At 71.2% G+C, this 18,674-nt stretch carries 17 protein-coding genes; 9 read left to right on the top strand and 8 right to left on the bottom strand.

Annotation, left to right across the window (positions count from 1 at the left end):
- Positions 1–5 precede the first annotated feature (5 nt).
- From T9R20_RS15230 to T9R20_RS15220, 3 genes are all read right to left on the bottom strand, one after another.
- Positions 6–1,022, bottom strand: coding sequence for a TIGR03842 family LLM class F420-dependent oxidoreductase (locus tag T9R20_RS15230; protein WP_322412201.1), 1,017 nt, complete (start codon positions 1,020–1,022; stop codon positions 6–8).
- A gap of 5 nt (positions 1,023–1,027) precedes the next feature.
- Positions 1,028–2,461 (bottom strand): dihydropyrimidinase, encoded by a 1,434-nt coding sequence (gene hydA / locus T9R20_RS15225; protein WP_322410161.1) that lies wholly within the window; start codon positions 2,459–2,461, stop codon positions 1,028–1,030.
- Between the two features lie 157 nt (positions 2,462–2,618).
- On the bottom strand, positions 2,619–3,467 hold the full coding sequence (locus T9R20_RS15220; protein ID WP_322410159.1) for a nitrilase-related carbon-nitrogen hydrolase: 849 nt from the start codon (positions 3,465–3,467) through the stop codon (positions 2,619–2,621).
- Between the two features lie 248 nt (positions 3,468–3,715).
- Between T9R20_RS15220 and T9R20_RS15215 the strand changes: the two genes are divergently transcribed.
- The 4 genes from T9R20_RS15215 (at position 3,716) to T9R20_RS15200 (ending at position 8,209) form a co-directional block, all read left to right on the top strand.
- A complete protein-coding gene (locus tag T9R20_RS15215; protein WP_322410158.1) occupies positions 3,716–4,897 on the top strand; it encodes a histidine kinase in 1,182 nt (393 codons plus the stop codon).
- 148 nt (positions 4,898–5,045) lie between these two features.
- Positions 5,046–5,684 carry a response regulator transcription factor gene (locus T9R20_RS15210; RefSeq protein ID WP_322410156.1) on the top strand — a complete coding sequence of 213 codons (639 nt, stop codon included), beginning with the start codon at positions 5,046–5,048 and terminating at the stop codon, positions 5,682–5,684.
- A gap of 273 nt (positions 5,685–5,957) precedes the next feature.
- On the top strand, positions 5,958–6,740 hold the full coding sequence (locus tag T9R20_RS15205; protein WP_322410154.1) for an ABC transporter ATP-binding protein: 783 nt from the start codon (positions 5,958–5,960) through the stop codon (positions 6,738–6,740).
- Positions 6,737–8,209, top strand: a complete 1,473-nt coding sequence (locus tag T9R20_RS15200) for an FtsX-like permease family protein (RefSeq protein WP_416182917.1) — start codon at positions 6,737–6,739, stop codon at positions 8,207–8,209. The genes T9R20_RS15205 and T9R20_RS15200 overlap by 4 nt, the downstream gene beginning before the upstream one ends.
- Positions 8,210–8,502: 293 nt before the next feature.
- On the opposite strand, the gene T9R20_RS15195 is transcribed toward T9R20_RS15200, so the two are convergent.
- Positions 8,503–9,036: a hypothetical protein gene (locus T9R20_RS15195; RefSeq protein ID WP_322410152.1), complete on the bottom strand. Its 534-nt coding sequence runs from the start codon at positions 9,034–9,036 to the stop codon at positions 8,503–8,505.
- 52 nt (positions 9,037–9,088) lie between these two features.
- Here T9R20_RS15195 and T9R20_RS15190 point away from each other — a divergent pair, with 52 nt between their 5' ends.
- On the top strand, positions 9,089–9,769 hold the full coding sequence (locus T9R20_RS15190) for a 2-phosphosulfolactate phosphatase (protein WP_322410151.1): 681 nt from the start codon (positions 9,089–9,091) through the stop codon (positions 9,767–9,769).
- Here the strand turns inward: T9R20_RS15190 and T9R20_RS15185 are convergent.
- The 3 genes from T9R20_RS15185 to T9R20_RS15175 form a co-directional block, all read right to left on the bottom strand.
- Positions 9,722–10,279, bottom strand: coding sequence for a SprT-like domain-containing protein (locus tag T9R20_RS15185; RefSeq protein ID WP_322410150.1), 558 nt, complete (start codon positions 10,277–10,279; stop codon positions 9,722–9,724). The two genes, T9R20_RS15190 and T9R20_RS15185, sit on opposite strands and share 48 nt — an antisense overlap.
- Positions 10,280–10,309: 30 nt before the next feature.
- Positions 10,310–10,837, bottom strand: a complete 528-nt coding sequence (locus T9R20_RS15180) for a hypothetical protein (protein ID WP_322410149.1) — start codon at positions 10,835–10,837, stop codon at positions 10,310–10,312.
- 109 nt (positions 10,838–10,946) lie between these two features.
- Complete coding sequence (locus T9R20_RS15175) at positions 10,947–11,810, bottom strand: fused MFS/spermidine synthase (protein ID WP_322410147.1); 864 nt, start codon at positions 11,808–11,810, stop codon at positions 10,947–10,949.
- A gap of 218 nt (positions 11,811–12,028) precedes the next feature.
- Between T9R20_RS15175 and T9R20_RS15170 the strand changes: the two genes are divergently transcribed.
- From T9R20_RS15170 to T9R20_RS15160, 3 genes are all read left to right on the top strand, one after another.
- Complete coding sequence (locus T9R20_RS15170; RefSeq protein ID WP_322410146.1) at positions 12,029–13,696, top strand: ABC transporter substrate-binding protein; 1,668 nt, start codon at positions 12,029–12,031, stop codon at positions 13,694–13,696.
- An 89-nt stretch (positions 13,697–13,785) separates the two neighbouring features.
- The gene (locus tag T9R20_RS15165; protein ID WP_322410145.1) at positions 13,786–14,790 is read left to right on the top strand and encodes an ABC transporter permease; all 1,005 of its coding nucleotides are present in this window, start codon (positions 13,786–13,788) and stop codon (positions 14,788–14,790) included.
- A complete protein-coding gene (locus T9R20_RS15160; RefSeq protein WP_179558497.1) occupies positions 14,787–15,746 on the top strand; it encodes an ABC transporter permease in 960 nt (319 codons plus the stop codon). The genes T9R20_RS15165 and T9R20_RS15160 overlap by 4 nt, the downstream gene beginning before the upstream one ends.
- 327 nt (positions 15,747–16,073) lie before the next feature.
- Here T9R20_RS15160 and T9R20_RS15155 read toward each other — a convergent pair whose 3' ends face one another.
- Positions 16,074–17,813: an ABC transporter ATP-binding protein gene (locus tag T9R20_RS15155; protein WP_322410144.1), complete on the bottom strand. Its 1,740-nt coding sequence runs from the start codon at positions 17,811–17,813 to the stop codon at positions 16,074–16,076.
- A 92-nt stretch (positions 17,814–17,905) separates the two neighbouring features.
- Here T9R20_RS15155 and T9R20_RS15150 point away from each other — a divergent pair, with 92 nt between their 5' ends.
- The gene (locus T9R20_RS15150) at positions 17,906–18,661 is read left to right on the top strand and encodes a 5-oxoprolinase subunit PxpA (RefSeq protein WP_322410143.1); all 756 of its coding nucleotides are present in this window, start codon (positions 17,906–17,908) and stop codon (positions 18,659–18,661) included.
- Positions 18,662–18,674 lie beyond the last annotated feature (13 nt).

Below are 18,674 nucleotides of genomic sequence, written 5' to 3'. Positions count from 1 at the left end.
GACCCTCACTTCTTGGCCGCCACGTGCGCCTGCAGGGCCGGGATCACGGTCTCGCCGTACACGCGGAGGGTCTCCTCCTTGTTGTCGTGCTGCAGGTAGCCCGCGAACTGGGTGACCCCGAGGGCCCGCAGCTGCTCGAGCTTGGCGATGTGCTCCTCGGCGGTGCCGAGGATGCAGAACCGCTCGACGATCTCGTCGGGCACGAAGTCGACGTGGTCGTTGTCGGCCTTGCCGTGGGTGTTGTAGTCGTACCCCGTGCGCCCGGCGATGTAGTCGGTGAGCGCGTCGGGGACGGCACCGTGCTGGCCGTACTTGGCGACGATGTCGGCGACGTGGTTGCCGACCATGCCCCCGAACCACCGGCACTGCTCGATCATGTGTGCGCGATCGGTTCCGATGTACATCGGGGCGGCCACGCAGAACGCGATGCTGTCGGGGTCGCGGCCGGCCGCCTCTGCGGCATCCCGCACGGTCTTGATCATCCACGCGGCGATGTCGACGTCGGCGAGCTGGAGGATGAAGCCGTCGCCCACCTCGCCGGTGAGCTTCAGCGCGAGCGGACCGTACGCGGCGACCCACACGTCGAGCTCGGACCCGCGGCTCCAGGGGAACTGCAGGGTCGCGCCGTTGTACTCGACCGGCCGGGAGTTGCCGAGCTCGCGGATGACGTGGATCGACTCGCGCAGCTCCTTCAGGGTCGTGGGCTTGCCGTTCGTCACCCGCACGGCCGAGTCGCCCCGGCCGATGCCGCAGATGGTGCGGTTGCCGTACATCTCGTTGAGGGTCGCGAACACCGAGGCGGTGACCGTCCAGTCGCGGGTCGCCGGGTTCGTCACGAACGGGCCGACGATCACACGCTTGGTCTCGGCGAGGATCGCCGAGTGGATGACGTAGGGCTCCTGCCACAGCAGGTGCGAGTCGAAGGTCCACACGTGGCTGAAGCCGTGCGCCTCGGCGAGCTTCGCGAGCTGCACCGTGCGGGCGGCGGGCGGGTTGGTCTGCAGGACGACGCCGAAATCCATGGCCGTCACACCAGGTACTGGCTCAGGCCGCGCCGCAGGTACTGTCCGTCGCCCTTGCTGCCGTGGTACGTGCCGCCGTCGACGATCACCCTGCCCCGCGAGATGACGGTGTCGACGTGTCCGTCGACCTCGAATCCCTCCCACGCCGAGTGGTCCATGTTCATGTGGTGGCTCGCCGCCGAGATGGTGGTGTGCCCGTGAGGGTCGTAGACGACGACGTCGCCGTCGGCGCCGGGCTGGATCACCCCCTTCTTGCCGTAGAGGCCGAACATCCGCGCCGGGGTCGTCGAGGTCAGCTCCACCCACCTTTCGAGGGTGATCTGCCCGGTCGCGACGCCCTGGTACATGAGGTCCATGCGGTGCTCGACCGAGCCGATGCCGTTGGGGATCGCGCGGAAGTCATCCTTCCCGAGCTCCTTCTGCCCCTTCATGCAGAACGGGCAGTGGTCGGTGGAGACCATCTGGATGTCGTTCGTGCGCAGGGCCTGCCACATGTGGTGCTGGTGGCCCTCGACGCGGCTTCGCAGCGGCGTGGAGCACACCCACTTCGCGCCCTCGAACTGGCCCCACTCCTCGCTGAACGCTCCGAGCTGCTCTTCGAGGGAGAGGTAGAGGTACTGCGGACAGGTCTCGCCGAAGACGTTCCAGCCCTGGTCGCGCGCCCACGCCAGCTGATCGACGGCCTGCTTGGCGCTGACGTGCACGACGTACAGCGGCGCCCCGGTGAGGTTCGCCAGCATGATGGCGCGGTGGGTGGCCTCTTCCTCCATCTGCCACGCGCGGGCGATGCCGTGGTAGTACGGCGCCTTTTTGCCGGCCTCGGCGAGCTGGGCGGCCAGCACGTCGATCGCCGGACCGTTCTCGGCGTGCATCATCGTCAGCAGCCCCGTGTCGGCCGACTTCTGCATCGCCCGCAGGATCTGCGCGTCATCGGAGTAGAACACACCGGGGTAGGCCATGAAGAGCTTGAAGCTCGTGACCCCCTCGTCGATGAGCGAGTCCATCGCCCGCAGCGACTCGTCGTCGACCCCGCCGATGATCTGGTGGAAGCCGTAGTCGATCGCGCAGTTGCCCGCGGCCTTCTCGTGCCAGGCGGCGAGGCCGTCCTCGACGCGCTCGCCGTAGCGCTGCACGGCGAAGTCGATGATGCTCGTCGTGCCGCCCCACGCCGCGGCGCGGGTGCCGGTCTCGAAGGTGTCCGAGGCGGCGGTGCCGCCGAAGGGCAGCTCCATGTGGGTGTGGGCGTCGATGCCGCCGGGGATGACGTACTTCCCCGTCGCGTCGATGACCGTGTCGACGGATGCCGCAAGGTCGGTGCCCAGCAGCTGCGACCCGGGGGCGAGCACCCCGACGATGGTCTCGCCGTCGATGAGCACGTCGGCTTCGCCGCGCCCGGTGGCGGAGACGACGGTGCCTCCGGTGATGAGTGTGGTGGTCATGAAGTGATCTCCTTGGTTGTCGCTGCGCGGCGCAGGCAGCGCCGACGCATGCCCCCGCGTCGGCCTCCGGCCGGCGCTCCCGCCAGACCCGATGCCAGCGTCGGCGCTGCCTGCACCGCTCCGCTCGTCCGTGCGCTCATGTCCATGGGTGATGAGGTCAGGGGCGCGCGATCTTCGTGTAGGAGTCGGGGCGACGATCGCGGTAGAACTGCCAGTCGTCGCGCATCTCGCGCACCATGTCCATGTCCAGGTCGCGCACGAGGATCTCCTCCTCGGTGCCCGAACCGCGCTCGCCGACGAAGTTCCCCCGCGGGTCGATGACCTGGCTCGTGCCGTAGAAGTCCACGGCGAGGTCGCCGTACTCGTTGTCCTCGCGGCCCACCCGGTTGGGCTGCAGCACGAAGTAGCCGTTCGCGACCGCCGCGGCCGGTCCCTCGACTTCCCAGAGGCGATTCGACAGGCCGGGCTTGGTGGCGTTGGGGTTGAACACCATGTGGGCGTCGTTCAGGCCGAGCTCGCGCCATCCCTCCGGGAAGTGCCGGTCGTAGCAGATGTAAATGCCGATCCGGCCGACGGCGCTGTCGAAGACCGGGTAGCCGAGGTTCCCCGGACGGAAGTAGAACTTCTCCCAGAACCGGTCGAGGTGGGGGAGGTGGTGCTTGCGGTACTTTCCGAGGATGGTGCCGTCGGCGTCGACCAGCACCGAGGTGTTGTAGTAGACCCCGGTCTCGGCCTCCTCGTAGATCGGGAGCACCATCACCGTGCCGAGCTCCTTGGCGACCGCGGCGAAGCGCTGCACGATCGGTCCGTCGGCGGCCTCGGCGAAGCGGTAGTACTTCTTGTCCTGCGTGATGCCGAAGTAGGGGCCGTAGAACAGCTCCTGGAAGCACACCACCTGGGCGCCCTGCGCGGCGGCATCCCGGGCGAAGCCCTCGTGCTTGTCAAGCATCGACTCCTTGTCGCCGGTCCAGGTGGTCTGTGTGATCGCTGCGCGCACCGTCGTCATCTACGCATCTCCATCCGTGTCGTCCCGTACTTCTTCGTGCTGACGCCGTCGGGGACCGGTGTCGGGATCGTTCCGGTGAGTACTCGCCCCCGCGGACTGATCCTTCTTCCCGGACGTTTCCCCCCGGTTTCGGCCTGTGTCCGGACAGTAAAGCCTCCGGCGCCGCGCCCACAAGGGGCCGGAGCCGCGTCGGGGAGATACATCGGACGACGGATGCCACGGGGCATCCGCTCCTCTAGCGTGAAACGGTGTTCCGACCGCTTCGTCCCCTCCAGACCGCGACCGACATCGCGCTGGCGGCCGGCTTCTTCTTCGTCGCTGTCGTCTTCGAGCTGAACGCCGGTGTCGGGGTGCTCGGGCCACCCACCGGGACGCTGACAGTGCTCGGGGTCATCGGTTACGTCCTGCTCTTCAGCGCGGCCCTCGGGTTCCGCAGATTCTCGCCGGGGGTGGCGCTGGCATTGGCGTGGGCGGGCGCTGTTCTGCAGATGAGCCTGCTGCGCGGGCCCAGCCTGGTCGATGTCGCGGTCTTCGGCGTGCTCTACGCCGCGGCGGCCTATGGGAGCATCCGCGTGTTCTGGGCCGGGCTCGCGTCGGCGGTGACGGGCGCCATCGTGATCACCCTCTACCTGTACCTCGGGCCGCTGTACTCCGCGCCCCTCGACCTGTCGGTGCTCCCCATCGCGGTGATCGTTCTCGGGGGAGCGACTTTCGCGTTGATGCTCGCCTGGACCTGCGGAGCGCTCGTGCGCACCGCGCGCCGCGCGCGCGAGAACCGCCTGGCGCAGGAGCGGGCCGAAGAGGAGGCGCGGTCGGAGTTCGAGCGCGCGCGGATTGCCCGAGACATGCACGACGTGGTGGCCCACTCGCTGGCGGTGGTCGTGGCCCAGGCCGATGGGGCCCGATACGCCGCCGCGGCCGATCCGCAGGCGGCGACGGCCGCCCTGCAGACGATCTCGTCGACGGCCCGTGCGGCCCTTGCCGACGTGCGGCTGCTCCTCACCCAGCTGCGCCACAGCCAGGGCGACGGGCCGCAGCCGAGCCTGGCCGACCTCGAGGAGCTGTGGGCGCAGGTGCGCGCCGCGGGGGTCGACTTGCGCGTCGACATCGACCCCGCCCCGCCGGGCGAGCCGCCGGCATCCGTCCAGATCGCTGTCTACCGCATCCTGCAGGAGGCGCTGACGAACGCGCTCCGGCACGGGGAGGCGGGCGGCCCGGTCGAGGTGGGCCTGTCGTGGTTCGCGGATCGGGTCGATCTCACCGTGAAGAACTCCGTCGCAGCCGGGTCGTCGACCCCGGGCCGCACGGGACACGGGGTCATCGGCATGCGGGAGCGCACGCAGCTCGCGGGTGGCGACTTCGCCGCGATGGAGGAGTCCGGCTCGTTCGTCGTGCGCGCCTCGATCCCGGTGGTGGGGGGTCGGGCATGATCCCCTCGCGGCTGCCCGCCCTTTCGCCGTGCGCGCCGGCGCCGTGCACAACCGCGGGTCTCTCGACGGCCACGCCGGTCGGGCGCGGCGCGGGCCGGCGTGTTGCCCCGGATCCCCGCCGTTGCCTCCGTGCGGACGGGGGAAGGCGGTGATCCGGGTCGTACTGGTCGACGACCAGGCGCTCTTCCGGGCGGGGATCCGGATGGTGGTCGACTCGCAGTCCGACCTCGAGGTGGTGGGCGAGGCCGCTGACGGGCGCGAGGCGCTGACCGTCGTGCGCGCGGCCCGGCCGGACGTGGTGCTGATGGACATCCGGATGCCGGTGATGGACGGCCTCGCCGCCACCGCCGCGCTGCTCGGCGACCCTGACCCGCCGCGCGTGGTGATGCTGACGACCTTCGACCTCGACGAGGCCGCGGCGCGGGCGATCCGCGGGGGCGCGAGCGGATTCCTGCTGAAGGACGCCGATCCCGAGTTCCTCCTGGCGGCGATCCGCACGGTGCACGCGGGATCGGCGGTGATCGCCGCCTCGGCGACCCGCGATCTGTTCGCCCGCTTCGCCGAGGCTGCGCCGCGACCCGTGCCGCCGGCATACGGTGAGCTCACCGAGCGCGAGCGGGAGATCTTCGCGCTCGCTGCGCGCGGGCTCTCCAACGCCGAGATCGCCGCCCGGGAGTACCTGTCGGAGGCCACCGTCAAGACGCACATCAGTCGCATCCTGACCAAGCTCGCCCTGCGCGACCGCGTCCAGCTGGTGGTCTTCGCCTTCGAGCACGGTCTGGCCTGAGCGCGCCGCGGTCGGCAGATGCGGCCGGGATCGGGGTTGCGGAGATGGTCGCTGTGGGGCGTCCTCCCCGACCATTTGTGCCACTTCGATGTGCAGCGTCCGATTGAGGTGGCGGAGATGGTCGCTGTGGGGCGTCCTCCCCGACCATTTGTGCCACCTCGATGAGCGGGCTCGTGAGAGGTGGCGACGCGGACCCGCGTCATCCTTCCGATGTACACGGATCGGCCGCGGGGCCGACGCGCGCGTACCCCCGTGATTCCTAGCGTCGAAGACATGCACATCTCCTCCACAGACCTGGGCCTCGCCGCTCGGGTGCAACAGCTGACCAAGACTTACGGCACCGGCGACAGCGCAGTGCGCGCCCTCGACGGCGTGACCGTCGGCATCCGCCGCGGCGAGTTCACCGCGATCATGGGCCCGTCCGGCTCGGGCAAGTCCACGCTCATGCACGTCATGGCGGGGCTCGACGCCGCCACCTCGGGCCGCGCGTGGCTCGGCGACACCGAGATCACCGGGCTCACCGACGTCGAGCTCACTATTCTTCGTCGCCGCCGGGTCGGGTTCGTCTTCCAGGCGTTCAACCTCGTGCCCACCCTGGACGCCCTGGGCAACATCCTCCTGCCCTTCGACCTCGACGGACGTCGCCCGTCCGCCCTGGAGCGCGCCCGCATCGACCGGCTCGTCGCCACGCTCGGGCTGACCTCGCGGCTCGGGCATCGACCGCACGAGCTCTCCGGCGGTCAGCAGCAGCGCGTCGCGATCGCCCGCGCCCTCGCCACCGCCCCCGACGTGGTCTTCGCCGACGAGCCGACCGGCAACCTCGACTCCCGGAGCGGCCGCGAGGTGCTGCGCCTCCTCTCCGACGCCAGCCGTGAGCACGGCCAGTCGATCGCGATGGTCACCCACGACCCCGTCGCCGCGAGCCACGCGGATCGCGTGATCGTGCTCGGCGACGGCCGTATCGCCGCCGACAAGCCCCGCCAGAGCGCCGAAGAGATCGCGGCGTTCCTCCTCGCCGGCGAACTGACCGGTCCCGCCGCGGAGGTGGGCGCATGAGCGCGGTCGCCCTGGCGGACGACAGGACAGACCGGATGCCGCGGACCGCCGCCCCGCGATGGGTCTTCCTGCGCGAGCGCGGCATGGGCGCGAGCATCCTGGTCGCCGCGATCTCCAGCGCCTTCGGCGTGATCCTCGTCTCGGTCACCGGCTATCTCGCCGCGATCCTGCGCTCCGACCCCTACATCGGCGACAGCGAGACGCTCGCGTTCGTGCTGAGCTTCCTCACCGTCATCCTCGTCGGCGTCGCGGTGTACGTCGCCGGCATCGTCACCGCCAACACGTTCGCCACGGTCATCGCCGGGCGCACCCGGCAGATCGCCCTGCTGCGCCTCATCGGCGCCTCCGCCCGCGCGCAGCGTCAGGAGGTCGCCCGGCAGGGCCTCGTCGTCGGCGTCATCGGAGCGTTCGCGGGCCTCGTCCTCGGCACCGGCGTCGCCGCGCTCGGCGTCGCGATCGGCACCGAGGTGCTCGGCCTCGACGGCGTGTCGTACCGCGTCGTCACCGGGGAACTCGTCGTGCCCGCTGTTATCGTCGCCCTCACCACCTGGGTCGCCGCGTGGGCGGGGTCGCGGCGGGTTCTGACGGTCACGCCCATGCAGGCGCTCGGCGGTGCTGTGGAGGCCACCCGCGAACAGGTCGCCCGCCGCACCGGGCGCAACATCGCCGCTGTCGTGCTGTTCGTGATCGGGGGTGCACTGCTGGCCGCGGGTGTCGCGCTCGGGCTCGTGAGCCCGCTCGGGGTCGTCGTCGCGTTCGGCGGCGGCATCCTCTCCTTCACCGGGATCGCGCTCGGTGCGACGCTCGTCATGCCGCCCGTTCTGCGGCTGATCGGCCGGCTCTTCGGCGGGTCGGTGACCGCGAGGTTGGCGGCCGAGAACGCGCTGCGCTACCCCGAGCGGTCGAGTCGCATGGCGATCGGCGTGGTGATGGGTGTGACGCTCGTGACGATGTTCGCGGTGGCCATCGAGTCGACCAAGGCCGTTCTCACGGCGTCGGCGGGCGGCGAGCTGCCGAGCGAGATGGCGGCGGTGCTCGACACCTTCGCTGCGGTGATGATGGTGCTCGTGGCGGTCTCGGCGGTGATCGCTGCGGTGGGCCTGGTGAACCTGCTCACGCTGGGTGTCGTGCAGCGTCGCCGCGAGCTCGGGCTCCTCCGCGCCCTCGGCCTCACCGCGCCGCAGGTGCGGAAGGTCGTGCTGCTGGAAGCCGCGCACCTCACGATCGCCGCCCTCGCGACCGGCCTCGTGCTGGGCGTCGCCTACGGGTGGGCCGGTGCGCAGTCGCTGCTCGGCTCGGTGCCCGGAGACCCGAGCCTTCCGCCCGGCCCCACGTTCGTGTGGCCGGCCGTGCCGCTCATCCCCGTCCTCGTCGTGGTGGGCGCGACCGCCGCGCTCACCCTCATCGCCGCGGTGGTGCCCACGCGCCTCGCGACGCGGGTCGCCCCGGTCGAGGCGCTCGCCGAGTAGCGCGCCGCGCGCGGCGGCTTCTCGCCGCGCCACATCGGCCATATCCGTCGCGCCGACCCGCCGCGCCGCACCCGCCGCGCCGCACCGCACCCGCCGCGCCGCACGCGCCGCGCCGCACCCGCCCCGCACCCACCCCGCCGAGACCTACCTGTGGCGCCGAGACCCATCGCGTCACGGTGGGCCTCGGCGGCGGAGGTGGGTTTCGGCCGCTGCGATGCTGCGCCCGACTCGACGGCCGAGGTGGGTTTCGGTCGCTGCGGTGGCTGCGACGCCTCGAGCGGACGGCCGCGCGGTCAGGCCTCGGGCGTCGAGTCCTCGGGCGTCGGGGCCTCGGGCGCCGGGTCGTGCGCCCACGTCGGCGCGAGGGCGCGGATGCGCGCCGCGCGCCACTGCCACGCGGCCCACAGCCCCGGCCAGAGAGCGGGGGCGGCCGCCCCGCCGATGACGAGGCGATCCCGCCAGAGCGTCTTGGTCGGATCGCCCGGCGCGGGCGAGACCGCCATCTGGTGGTCCCAGACATCGAGGGCCGCGAGCGGCCCGGAGATCGGGATGCCGCTGTCGCGGAAGATCCGGATCGGCCCGTCGGGTCCGCTGACCGTCCGATCACTGGCGTGGATGATCTGGCGGCCGAGCGAGACCCGGCCGCCCAGGCTCATCTCGACGCCGACCTCGGCGCCCGGCTCCCACGCGGTAGGCAGCTCGTCGGGTTCGAGGGGCGTCAGCTGCACGAGCGGCCCGTACAGTTCCGCCACCGCGCGAGGGGAGTGCAGTGCCCGCCACGCGGCATCCGCATCGCAGTCGATGACGAGCTTGAGCATGATCCGCATGAGCCCACTCTGTCATTCCGTGCCACCCCGCCCGCCCGTTTAGGCTGACGGGATGCCCTCGCCCTTCGATCAATCCCGCTATCAGGTGCGCCTGGACTGGGGCCTGGACGCCCTCGCGCGCCTCGCGCCCGCCGACGTCGTCGTCGTCGTCGACGTGCTCCGGTTCTCGAGCACCGTGGTCGACGTCGTCGACCGCGGTGAGGACCTGATCCTGGATGACGCGGCCTTCGCCGTGTCGCTCAACGGCGCCCGAGTCACCGCAGCCGCCGCCGCGGCCGCTGGCCCCGAGCCCGCGGGTCCCCATCCGGTTCAGGACGACCCGGCGGGCCCCATCGTGCTCCTCGCCGGTCTTCGCAACGCCTCCGCCGTCGCGCAGGCCATCGCCGACGAGCAGGCGCGACGCGGCCGGCGCACCTCGGTGTCGGTCATCCCCGCCGGCGAGCTCGGTCATGGCGGCGACCCGCTGCGCTTCGCCGTGGAGGATCTCCTCGGCGCGGGTGCCGTGATCGATGCGCTCGCCACGCGGGGGATCGACCACTCCTCGCCCGAGGCGGCCACCGCGGGGGAGTCGTTCCGCGGCCTGCGCGGAGCGGTGCGCCACCTCCTCACCGCGAGCGGCTCGGGCCAGGAGCTCATCGAGAAGGGCCTGCGCGACGCCGTCGTCCGCGCCGCCGAGATCGACGCGTCAGCGGCGGTGCCGGTCGCCCGTGGCGACCGCATCGCGGGCCTCTGACACGCTGTCGGGATCGCGATCGGAACGCGGCGTCATCGCCGCCAGGCGAGCGGCAGCGGAGATCTCGCGGCGCGTCCACGTGAAGAGGTACCGGCGGTCGAACCGCGGCGCGCAGGCGACGCAGGATGTCGCGCGAGGTGGCCGCCGGTGGCGGTATGCGGTGTGGCCGGCGGGGCAGACCCCCACCCAGGGGGCGAGCTCGACGGCGGTCTCGCCGTCATGGGTGGTGCCTCCGACATATCCGAGTCCCCGCGCGATGCGCTTCCACTCCGCGCCGTGGCCGGCCGCAGGCCCCGCCAGGGCGTGGGCGACCTCGTGCAGGAGGGTCTGATGATTGGTGTCGTCGTCGTAGCGCGCCGACAGATAGCGCGAGACGCTGATGCGCTTGCGCCGGAAATCGCACAGCCCCGCGCGCCGCTTGGCGTTGTCGAAGCCGAAGGTCCAGGAGGGGTCGAGGTGCCGGTCGATCAGGGCGTTCGCCCACACGCGCACACGTTCAGGTTCTGACATGCTCGAAACAGTAGAACGTACCTACGACACTCAGCTCGCGACCGACGACCGCATGCGCCGCCGCTCGGACGCGTCGATCGCGAGGAGGGTCGATTCGAGCTGTTCGTCGGGCGCGCCCGACTCCTGCCGGAGGAACAGGGCGCGCTTGAAGTCGGTGCGGGCGGCGTCGTAATCCTCGCCGTCGTAGCGGGTCTTGCCGCGGTGCTGGTACGCGAAGGCGGCGATCCCCGCCCATCCCTGGCCGTCGGCCTCTTCCGCGCAGGCGGTGAGCTCCTGGTCGGCGGCGGCGAGCTGGCCGCGCACCTGCAGCACGGTCGCATGGAGAATCCGGGCGCGGAGCAGGTCTTTGCGCGTCCCCGCCATGCGGGCCACGCGCACCGACTGCTCCGAGAGCACCAGCGCGTCGTCCAGGCGATCGAGGACCTTCAGCAGCCACACCCGCTCGAGGAGGGCCGGGAGGCTGCGCTGCTCGCCGATCTCGTCGAGGCGCCCCTCGCAGCGCACCGGGTCGACCTGTTCCCGGAGAGTGTCGGGGTCGTATCCCAGGATGTAGCTCATGATCGACTCCTTCCACGCTCGAGGGTCCCGCGCCCACGCTCCCCCAGTCTGCGCGACAGCGACGCCGAGGCCGGCGTGGCACGCCGCGAGGCGGCATCCGGATCGGAATTCACCGTTCGAAGACGGATGCCGCGGGCTTGGGTGACGGCGTCGCGTCGCCGTCGGTGGCGAGGCGCGCTCCGCGCGCGAACTCCACGAGCTCGTCGCCCTCGGCGACCTTCGCGGGGTGGGGACCGGCCGCCATCAGGCGCGGAAGCCACTGCGTCGGCAGGGGAGACGGCGACGCGGCGATGACGAGGTTGCCGAAGCGGCGCCCCTTCAGCGTCTGCACCTCGGCCAGCACGATGACGTGGGGGAGCACCTCCCGAACGGTCGCCACCTGTCGGCGGGCGAACGCGAGCCCGGCGCCATCGGCGACGTTGACCAGAAGCACGCCGTCGGGGGCGAGGAGCGCGGCGGCCTCTCGGTAGAACTCCACCGTGGTCAGGTGCGCGGGGGTCTGCGCGCCGGCGTACACGTCCGAGACGAGCACGTCGACCGCGCCGACGAGCGCGCGCGGAAGGCGGGCCAGGCCCAGCCGGGCATCGCCGATGCGCACCCGGATCGCCGCCCCGCGTGGCAGCGGCAGGTGCTCGCGGACGAGCTCGACCAGGGGCTGCTCCAGCTCGATGACCTGCTGGCGCGATCCCGGCCGGGTCGCCTCGATGTAGCGCGGCACCGTCAGCGCGCCGGCGCCGAGATGCACGGCGGTGAGGGGCTGTCCGGGGAGCTTCAGACGGTCGATGACCGCCGCCATCCGTGACACGTACTCGAAGTGCAGGTGCGTGGGATCGTCGAGGTCGACGTGCGACTGCGGGGTGCCGTCGACGATGAGCTCCCAGCCGGTGTCGTACTCCGACGGCGCGATCGTCGCGAGCGTCCCGTCGCCGAGCCGCGCCGAGGGACGTACCTGTTCCACCCGAGCGCGCGCCATGGCTCCACGCTAGCCCGCGGCATCCGTCCCCCGCCCGCCGCGAGCGCCGAAACAGAATCGCAACCTCACCGTGACCATCCGCGCGACGGCGCGCGGGTACGGTCGAGGGATCACACTCCGTGGGCCGGTGCTGTCACCACATCGCTGTGCTCGCGACCCGCGAGGGGCCCCCAAAAGGCCCCGCAAGGGAACCGCCAAAAAGGAAGGTGCAGTACACGATGCTTCACTCAACGAGGAAGCGCCTGCTCGCAGGCGCCGCCGCCATCGCCGTCGGATCGCTGATCCTCACGGCCTGTGCGAGCCAGCGCGAGGAGGGCGGCGGAAGCGAGGAGCCGAGCGAGGTCGACTCGACGTTCATTTTCGGCGCGTCCGGTGACGTATCGAGCCTGGATCCGGCGTTCGCCAGCGACGGCGAGTCGTTCCGGGTCTCCCGCCAGATCTTCGAGGGACTCGTCGGCGTCGAGCCCGGCACCGCCGACCCGGCGCCGCTGCTGGCCAGCAGCTGGGAGCAGTCCGAGGACGGCCTGACCTACACCTTCACCCTCGAGGAGGGCGTGACCTTCCACGACGGCACCCCCTTCAACGCCGAAGCCGTGTGCTTCAACTTCGACCGCCAGAACAACTTCACCGGCATCGCCCAGAGCGAGAGCCTGTCGTACTACTGGGGCAAGCTCATGCGCGGCTATGCCGACACGGGAACCTCGATCTACGGCGGGTGCGAGGCGGTCAGCGACACCGAGGTCACCGGCACGCTGACCGAGCCCTTCGCCGGGTTCATCCCCGCGCTGTCGCTCCCCGCGTTCGCGATGCAGAGCCCGACGGCCCTCGAGGAGTACGGCGCCGACGAGGTCGGCGGCACCTCCGAGGCCCCGACCCTCAGCGAGTACGCCACGGGTCACCCGACCGGCACGGGTCCGTTCCAGTTCGAGTCGTGGGACCCGGGCAGCACGACCACCCTCACCGCCTACGAGGACTACTGGGGCGAGCAGGGCGTCGTCGAGGAGATCATCTTCCAGGTGATCGGCGACACCACCGCCCGCCGCCAGGCGCTGGAGTCCGGCAGCATCGACGGCTACGACCTCGTCGCCCCCGCCGACCTCGGCGCGCTCGAGGAGGCCGGCTTCACGCTCATCAACCGCGACCCCTTCAACGTGCTCTACCTCGGCATGAACCAGGCCGTCCCCGAGCTCGCCGACGAGCGCGTCCGCCAGGCGATCGCGCACGCCATCGACAAGGAGCAGCTCATCTCCCAGGTGCTCCCCGAGGGCACCGAGGTCGCCTCGCAGTTCATGCCCGACAGCGTGATCGGCTGGAACCCCGACGTCACCACCTACGAGTACGACCCGGAGGCCGCCCAGGCGCTGCTGGCCGAGGCGGGCTTCGACGAGTCGAACCCCCTCACCATCACGTTCAACTACCCGGTCAACATCTCGCGGCCGTACATGCCCAACCCCGAGCAGATCTTCACCAACCTGCAGTCGCAGCTCGAGGCGGTCGGGATCGTCCTGAACCCCGTCTCGAACGAGTGGGGCGAGTACCTCGACCTCATCCAGGGCGGCAGCGACCATGGCATCCACCTGCTCGGCTGGACCGGTGACTACAACGACCCCGACAACTTCGTGGGCACGTTCTTCGGCGCTCCCTCGAACGAGTGGGGCTTCGACAACGCCGAGATCTTCGGTGCGCTGACCACCGGTCGGGGCCTGGCCACGGCCGAGGAGCAGGAGTCGGCCTACGCCGACGCGAACGCGCAGATCATGGAGTTCCTGCCCGGAATCCCGCTGGCCCACCCGGTGCCGACCCTCGTCTTCGACGAGCGCGTCACCTCGTACCCGGCCAGCCCCGTGCAGGACGAGGTCTACAACCTCGTCGAGCTCTCCGAGTAAGGGCGACCCGGATGTCGCGGCGCGGCCACTGACGCCGCGCCGCGACATCCGTTCGTCCCCTCTCCGCTCGTCCTCGAAGGCTGCCCTCCGTGATACGCACCATCGGCAAGAGGTTCCTCCTGCTCATCCCGACCCTGTTCGGGTTGTCCATCCTGCTGTTCCTGTGGGTCCGCGCCCTTCCGGGCGGGCCCGCCGTCGCGCTCCTCGGCGAGCGGGCGACCCCCGAGGCGGTCGCCGAGATCAACCGCCTCTACGGGTTCGATCGACCGCTGTTCGAGCAGTACATCGTCTGGCTCGGCCGCCTGCTCCAGGGCGACTTCGGCACGTCGATCCAGACCGGGCGGGCCGTGACCGAGGAGTTCTGGCGTCGCTTCCCGGCGACCCTCGAGCTCTCCAGCGCCGCGCTCCTCATCGCCGTCGGCGTCGGCATCCCGCTCGGATACTGGGCCGCTCGACGTCACGGCAAGGCCACCGACCACCTCACCGTGGCTGCAAGCCTCCTCGGCATCACGATCCCAGTGTTCTTCCTGGCGTTCCTGCTGAAGTGGGTGTTCGCCGTCCAGCTCGGCTGGCTGCCGTCCGAGGGGCGGCAGGACCCGCGCATCGATGCGACCCACTACACGAACTTCTACATCCTCGACGGGATCATCACCGGGGAGTGGGATGCCGCGTGGGACGCGTTCCTGCACCTGATCCTGCCCGCGGTGGCGCTCGCGACGATCCCGCTGGCGATCATCGTGCGGATCACCCGCGCCTCGGTGCTCGAGGTGCAGAACGCCGACTACGTCCGCACCGGCATGGCCAAGGGCGTGTCGCAGGGCACCATCCGCGGGCGGTTCATCCTGCGCAACGCCCTGCTCCCGGTCGTGACCACAGTGGGCCTGCAGACCGGGTTGCTCATCTCGGGCGCGGTGCTCACCGAGACGGTGTTCGCCTTCCCCGGAATCGGGTCGTTCCTGGCGCGCGCGATCTTCACCCGCGACTTCCCGGTGCTGCAGGGATTCATCATCTTCATCGCGATCGCCTATGCGCTGATCAACCTGATCGTGGATGTCTCGTACAGCTTCATCGACCCGAGAGTGAGGGTCCAATGACCTCGGCGATGCTTCCCCCCGCCCCGAGCGGCGGGCCGGTCGACGACACCGCGATCGACGACCGGGAGCTCCTGGGCGCGCAGGTACGCGGCGGCTTCTGGCGAGACGTGTTCCGGCGGCTGCGCCGCAACCCCTCGGCGTGGGTGGGCGCGGTCATCATCGCGCTGTTCATCCTCGTCGCCGCACTCGCTCCGGTGCTCGCGCCGTACGGTCCCACCGATCTGCCGGGGCAGCGCTACATCACCCCGACGTACATCCCCGGCCCGGGGGAGCTGCCGCAGTTCCCGCTCGGGCTCGACCGCTTCGGCGGCGACGTGCTGTCCAAGCTGATCTGGGGTGCGCAGGCGTCGCTGACGATCGGCGTCGTCTCGACCGCGTTCGGCCTTCTCGGCGGGATGCTGCTCGGCCTGATCGCCGGCGCCTTCGGCGGATGGGTCGACGTCGTCGTCATGCGCTTCGTCGACATCCTGCTCTCGGTGCCCTCGCTGCTGCTGGCGGTGTCGATCGCGGCCATCCTCGGGCAGACGCAGCTATCGGTCATGATCGCGATCGGTGCCGCGCAAGTGCCGGTGTTCGCCCGGCTGCTGCGCGCGTCGATGCTGCAGCAGCGATCGGCCGACTACGTGCTGTCGGCCCAGACGCTCGGCCTCGGCCGCGGCAAGATCACGATGAGCCACGTGCTCCCCAACGCGATCGGTCCGGTCATCGTGCAGGGCACCCTGTCGCTCGCGACCGCGGTCATCGAGGCGGCAGCGTTGTCGTTCCTCGGGCTCGGCGGCGGGCTGCCGCAGACGGCGGAGTGGGGGCGCATGCTCACCTACGCCCAGCTCGAGCTCGCGATCGCGCCGTGGTTGGCATTCCTGCCCGGAGCCTGCATCACGATCACCGCGCTCGGGTTCACCCTGCTCGGCGAGGCGCTGCGCGAGGCGATGGATCCCCGCACCCGCGCGCGCTAGCGTCGCGTCGCGGCCGCGTGCGTCGCGTGCCGGCCCCTCACGCCTCACCCCCGCTTCGCTTCCCCCGTCACGTTCGGCCCCTCCTCGCGCCGGTGAGGGGCGGATCGTGTCGGGGGAGCGGTGGGTGGCGCCGGCGCGGGGGTTTCACCTGTCACAACCGGCGCGTCCGCCCGATCGTTTGAGCCCAGCGAGTGCCGCCGCCGGCGCTCGCTGGACGCGATCGGCGCGTCGGCTCGACCGCTTGCGACAGGTGAACGCTGCTCCGCGGGCGCCAGCCACCGACGCGGCGACGCCTGCCGCCCGCCGGCGCGACCCCGGCCGCGGGCGCTAGACCGCGATGTCGAGCTCGTTGCCCGGGATCGAGGCCAGGAGACGCCGGGTGTAGGGATCCCGCGGGTTGGTGAAGATCTCCTCGCCCGTCGCGGCCTCGACGAGGTGCCCGTCCTTCATCACGCAGACGTAGTCGCTGATCAGCCGCACCACCGCGAGGTCGTGCGAGATGAAGAGGTAGCTCAGCCCGTACTCGCGCTGGAGGTCGCGCAGCAGCCGCAGCACCTGATCCTGCACGAGGACGTCTAGCGCCGAGACCGGTTCGTCGCAGACGATCAGCTCGGGCGACAACGCGAGAGCACGGGCGATCGCCACGCGCTGACGCTGGCCTCCCGACAGCTCCGACGGGTACCGGCGCATCATCGAGGCCGGCAGCGCCACGTCATCCAGCAGCTGCCGCACCCGCTTGGTGCGCTCGGCCGATGAACCGCGCCGGTAGAACTCCAGCGGCTCCTCGATCAGTCGCTCGATGGTGAACATCGGGTTCAGCGACGAGTACGGGTCCTGGAAGATCGTCTGCACCTTCTGGCGGAACTCCCGCAGTGCCCGCCCCTTGAGGGTGGACACGTCGACCCCGTCGAACGAGATGGTGCCGCTGGTGGGCTCGACGACCCGCAGCATCATGCGGGCCGTCGTGGTCTTCCCCGACCCCGACTCGCCGACGATCGCGACGGTCTGCCCGCGCGGGATCGAGAACGAGACGTCCTTCACAGCGACGAAGTCCTCCTTCTGCCCGCGCACCGGGAAGACCTTGGTCAGCCCCTCGACCTCGACGATGTGGTCGGGAGCGGCCCCGGCATCCGGCTCGCCCCGCGCAGCCGACTCGGTCACCACGACAGGCGCGGATGCCGCGGGCGCGGCCGGCTCGGCGGCATCCGTCTTCTCGGCCCGGCGGAAGACCTCGGGACGAAGCCGCACCGCCGCCACGGACGGCGCCGCCTTCACGAGGGCCTGCGTGTAGGGCTGCTGCGGGTCCTCGAGGATCTGGCGCGCGGGCCCTTGCTCGACGATGCGTCCGCGATGCATCACGACGACCCGCGAGGCACGCTCGGCGGCGAGACCGAGGTCGTGCGTGATCAGCATGACCGAGGTGCCGGTATCGCTGGTCATCCGGTCGAGCTGGTCGAGGATCGTCTTCTGTACGGTCACGTCGAGCGCGCTCGTCGGCTCGTCGGCGATGAGGAGCTTGGGGTTGCACGCCAGGCCGATCGCGATGAGGGCGCGCTGGCGCATGCCGCCCGAGAACTCGTGCGGGTACTGCTTCGCCCGGGCGGCGGCGTCGGGAAGACCCGCGGCCTCGAGGGTCTCGACGACCCTGCGGTCGACGTCCTTGCGGGTGGCCAGGCCGTGCGCGAGGAGGGTCTCGGCCACCTGCGTGCCGATCTTGGCGACCGGGTTGAGGTTCGACATCGGGTCCTGCGGCACGAGACCGATCGAGCGGCCGCGCACCTGACGCATCACCGACTCGGGCGCCCCGACGAGGTTCTCGCCTTCGAAGAGGATTGAGCCCTGCGTCACCCGCCCGTTGCCGGGGAGGAGGCCGATCACCGCCATCGCGGTGGTGGACTTCCCCGACCCCGACTCGCCCACGATCGCGAGGGTCTCGCCGGCGGCGAGATCGAGGTCGACCCCTTCGACGGCGTGGACCGTCCCGTCGACGGTGCGGAACTCCACGGCCATGTCGCGGACCTGCAGCAGCGGCGTCCCTGCCGCGGGCCGCTCGAAAGATCGAGGCATCCCCCCATCCTGCCCCGCCGCGTGCGCCGACGCGCCCGGCGCGGGGAGCCTTTACGCATCCGTAACGTGGCACCTCGGCGTAGCGTGAACACATGGGCGCGATCGACCTGAATGCCGACCTGGGGGAGACGGTCGACGGGATGCCGACGGCCGACGATGCGGCGATGTTCGCCGTGATCTCCAGCGCCAGCATCGCCTGCGGCGGACACGCGGGCGATGAGTGGTCGATGCGCGAGGCGGTGGCGCGCGCGGCTGTTCACGGCGTGGCCGTCGGGGCGCATCCGTCCTATCCGGACCCGGCGAACTTCGGCCGCGTGCCGATGACGCTCGCTCCCGCAGATCTGCGGGCCGAGGTCGCGGTGCAGCTCCGGTCGCTGGCGACGGCCGGGGCCGACATCCGGTACGTCAAGCCTCACGGGGCGCTCTATCACGCGGTCTCCGCGGACGCGGGGGCGGCGCGGGCGGTGGCCGAGGCGGTCGCCGAGCTCGCCGCGTCGCAGGGACGCGCCGTGCCGATCCTCGGGATGCCGGGGGAGATCTCCTGGGCGGCCGAGTCGGCCGGTCTGCCGTTCGTCGTCGAGGCGTTCCTCGACCGCGGATACCTTCCGGGCGGCGGGCTCGTCCCGCGCGGCGAGCCGGGCGCGGTGCTCGATGACGTGGCCGCGGCCGCGGAGCGGGCGGTCCGGCTGGCGCGATCGGGCGAGGTCGTCGCCGTCGACGGGACGGTGCTCGACGTCGGACCCTCGTCACTTTGCCTGCACGGCGACTCCCCGGCGGCGGTGTCGATGGGGCGGGCGGTGCGCGAAGCCCTGGACGCCACGGGTGTGACCGTGCGCGCCCCGTGGTAGGCGGAGGACGGCG

Source organism: Microbacterium invictum, assembly GCF_034421375.1.
Taxonomy (GTDB): Bacteria; Actinomycetota; Actinomycetes; order Actinomycetales; family Microbacteriaceae; genus Microbacterium; species Microbacterium invictum_A.
The sequence above is the reverse complement of the archived record's forward strand: the minus strand, read 5'-3'. Positions and strand labels throughout refer to the sequence as shown.

Bases quoted from the DNA above. Each gene is read 5' to 3' on its own strand.
- T9R20_RS15230 (WP_322412201.1), bottom strand. From the start codon at position 1,022: ATGGATTTCGGCGTCGTCCTGCAGACCAACCCGCCCGCCGCCCGCACG.
- hydA (WP_322410161.1), bottom strand. From the start codon at position 2,461: ATGACCACCACACTCATCACCGGAGGCACCGTCGTCTCCGCCACCGGG.
- T9R20_RS15220 (WP_322410159.1), bottom strand. From the start codon at position 3,467: ATGACGACGGTGCGCGCAGCGATCACACAGACCACCTGGACCGGCGAC.
- T9R20_RS15205 (WP_322410154.1), top strand. From the start codon at position 5,958: ATGCACATCTCCTCCACAGACCTGGGCCTCGCCGCTCGGGTGCAACAG.
- T9R20_RS15200 (WP_416182917.1), top strand. From the start codon at position 6,737: ATGAGCGCGGTCGCCCTGGCGGACGACAGGACAGACCGGATGCCGCGG.
- T9R20_RS15195 (WP_322410152.1), bottom strand. From the start codon at position 9,036: ATGCGGATCATGCTCAAGCTCGTCATCGACTGCGATGCGGATGCCGCG.
- T9R20_RS15190 (WP_322410151.1), top strand. From the start codon at position 9,089: ATGCCCTCGCCCTTCGATCAATCCCGCTATCAGGTGCGCCTGGACTGG.
- T9R20_RS15185 (WP_322410150.1), bottom strand. From the start codon at position 10,279: ATGTCAGAACCTGAACGTGTGCGCGTGTGGGCGAACGCCCTGATCGAC.
- T9R20_RS15180 (WP_322410149.1), bottom strand. From the start codon at position 10,837: ATGAGCTACATCCTGGGATACGACCCCGACACTCTCCGGGAACAGGTC.
- T9R20_RS15175 (WP_322410147.1), bottom strand. From the start codon at position 11,810: ATGGCGCGCGCTCGGGTGGAACAGGTACGTCCCTCGGCGCGGCTCGGC.
- T9R20_RS15170 (WP_322410146.1), top strand. From the start codon at position 12,029: ATGCTTCACTCAACGAGGAAGCGCCTGCTCGCAGGCGCCGCCGCCATC.
- T9R20_RS15160 (WP_179558497.1), top strand. From the start codon at position 14,787: ATGACCTCGGCGATGCTTCCCCCCGCCCCGAGCGGCGGGCCGGTCGAC.
- T9R20_RS15155 (WP_322410144.1), bottom strand. From the start codon at position 17,813: ATGCCTCGATCTTTCGAGCGGCCCGCGGCAGGGACGCCGCTGCTGCAG.
- T9R20_RS15150 (WP_322410143.1), top strand. From the start codon at position 17,906: ATGGGCGCGATCGACCTGAATGCCGACCTGGGGGAGACGGTCGACGGG.